The following is a 2,417-nucleotide window of genomic DNA, read 5'->3' as shown; positions in this document are numbered from 1 at the left end:
GCCGGAAGATTCATCAAGCGATGTAAAACGTTTTACTGATAAGTCTCTAGAAAACATATTCCTAATCGATTTCATTATGAAGGTGATGCCGAGAGCGAAGGTGGTTTATTGTGATCGAGCTCCACTCGCTTCGATTGTTTCTATTATGCGAAATAACATGTCTGTATTACCCTGGGCTCATGACTTAAATAATATATTCAAGTATGTGGATAATTGTTTAGTAGCAATGGATCGGACAAAGAATGCCTACCCTCAACGTGTGACAACAGTTAAATATGAGGAATTAGTGTGTGATCCGGAAGCTGAATCCAAGGCGCTTATGGCGTTTTGCGACTTGCCTTGGGGAGAACAGTGTTTGGATTTTCATAAAGAAGATAAGTTGCTAAGTAGAACGGCGAGTCATGTTCAAATTAGGCGGGAAATAAATCAGGATGCCGTCTCTGCGTATAAACAATATGAAAGTTTCTTTGAGCCTTTTTCAGAAATTTATCATTGGGCTTCTTAGCTAAGCGTTTAATAGCTGGTAAACTGTTTTCTGGATGACTGGCAAAGACCATAAGCCGAATAAAGTCATCATTGCTCCGGCAGAAGAGCGGAACCAGCGTTTTCTAATTGTCGCGGATAGTTTTTGTGCTAATAAACCGCTGCTCAACATTGAAGGCAGGGTGCCTAGGCCAAAAGCAAGCATGATTAGTGCTGAACCGAAGATACTTGCTTCCAAGCTTGCCCAGATCAAAGCCGAGTATACCAAACCACACGGTAGCCAACCCCACACCATGCCAACCACTAGCGCATCTTTGATTGATTTAATAGGCATAAAACGCTTTGATAATGGTTGAATCAAGGGCCAGAGTTTACTACCTAGTTTTTCAGCCCAGAGTATTCCATTAAACCATTGGCCTAGGTATAAACCCATTAGAATTAACATTGTTGCAGCTAAATATCTGAGAACCTCTAAGGCTGCTAATTGTTTGCTCAGCCAGAAGCCAAGGCTGCCAACAATCAGTCCTGCGATGCAATAACTTATAACGCGCCCCAGATTATAGGAGAGTAAGAAGCTTGCCTTGTTTGATGATGAGGTATGTAAACCTAAGGCACTTGCTAAACCTCCGCACATTCCCAAGCAATGTGCAGAGCCTAGAAAGCCAAGCATAAAGGCAGAAATAAGAATACCGGGGTCATTTAGCAAACTTAGTCGTCCGATTTTTCACTATGTTGACTGTCTTGAGTATTCAGGTCTTTCTTTTGAGTTTTGTTGTTTTGCCCCGGGATCATGTCTTTATCATCATCATAGAGAATGCTGTGCGCGGGGCCTTCCAGGTCATCATACTGTCCGTTCTTGACTGCCCAGCCAAAAATGGCAATCGCTAAAGCAACAAGAATGATTGATAGTGGAATTAGAATATACAATATTTCCATCGAAGCTAACTCTTATCTTAAATCAGTTTAATTGGAGCACCTTATCGACGCTCGCGACTTGTCCATGTTAGCGCTTTAACCTGAGAGAGTTAAAAACAACTAATAAAGAACTCAAGGACATTCCCAGGGCTGCGAAATAAGGTGGAACCCAACCAGCTGCTGCCATGGGGAGCATGCATAGATTATACATGATGGCCCAGGCCATATTTTGCTTAATGATTTTACGTGTTCTCTGCGCGTTTTGGAAAGCTTCGTTAATAACCGTCATATTTCCATTGAGCAGAATAGCGTCTGAATTTAACTTGGTAATGTCGCTGGCTTCGCCCATCGATATTGATAACTTAGCACCAGACAGGACAGGTAGGTCGTTAATACCATCTCCCACCATTGTGACCTGTTTGCCTGCGGCCTGTAAACCTCTGACATAAGCCAGTTTTTGCTCGGGCGACTGCTTTGCTTTGTAGTTAGCGATGCCGAGTTTAGAGGCGAGACTGGAGACAGAGTCTCGGTGGTCTCCACTTAATATATGAGTGGTGATACCCGCTTCCTGAAACTGTTTGATGCTTTCTTTACTGTCGGAGCGTAAAGCATCATTTAGCATAAATTGCGCAATCAGGTTCTCGCCATCGCTCAGATATAGGCTTAGGCCATTATGCTGTTGTAATGCTTGTTCGCAACTCTGTTTTAGTTCAACGAGTTCTGCATTGCCCAGTACGTAGTGTTGCCCCTGAAAAAAACCTTCGAGGCCCTTTCCAAGATGGTTTGTAACCCTTTCGGCTGGGCTGGTGAAAAATTCAGAAAAAGGCTTGGCGATCGGGTGGCTGGAGTGGTGTTCTAGTGCGGCAGCGATTTCAAGCGCTTTACTTTCTCCGCAGTGACTAAAAAGCTTCACACCAGAAATGCTGAGTTCACCTTTGGTTAGTGTCCCTGTTTTATCAAAAACAATATCAGTAATCTGGTTCATGGCTTCTTGCGCATGAGATTTGGTGATTAAGAAG

Annotated in this window: 4 protein-coding genes; 1 reads left to right on the top strand and 3 read right to left on the bottom strand. The window is 43.3% G+C overall.

Features of this window, described 5'->3' with window-relative positions; genetic code table 11:
* Positions 1–505: sulfotransferase (locus A3766_RS22885; protein WP_197479694.1), on the top strand; the 505-nt coding region annotated here is incomplete at its 5' end.
* Here A3766_RS22885 and A3766_RS22880 read toward each other — a convergent pair.
* The 3 genes from A3766_RS22880 to A3766_RS22870 form a co-directional block, all read right to left on the bottom strand.
* The gene (locus A3766_RS22880) at positions 506–1,189 is read right to left on the bottom strand and encodes a sulfite exporter TauE/SafE family protein (protein WP_231875596.1); all 684 of its coding nucleotides are present in this window, start codon (positions 1,187–1,189) and stop codon (positions 506–508) included.
* Positions 1,190–1,191: 2 nt separating this feature from the next.
* On the bottom strand, positions 1,192–1,419 hold the full coding sequence (gene ccoS / locus A3766_RS22875) for a cbb3-type cytochrome oxidase assembly protein CcoS (RefSeq protein WP_068506867.1): 228 nt from the start codon (positions 1,417–1,419) through the stop codon (positions 1,192–1,194).
* Positions 1,420–1,486: 67 nt separating this feature from the next.
* Positions 1,487–2,417: cation-translocating P-type ATPase (locus A3766_RS22870; RefSeq protein WP_156509059.1), on the bottom strand; the 931-nt coding region annotated here is incomplete at its 5' end.

The organism is Oleiphilus sp. HI0132, assembly GCF_001635845.1.
This window is presented reverse-complemented; position numbering and strand designations above follow the sequence as displayed.

Excerpts from the sequence above, each read along its gene's own strand:
- ccoS (WP_068506867.1), bottom strand. The coding sequence starts at position 1,419 with ATGGAAATATTGTATATTCTAATTCCACTATCAATCATTCTTGTTGCT.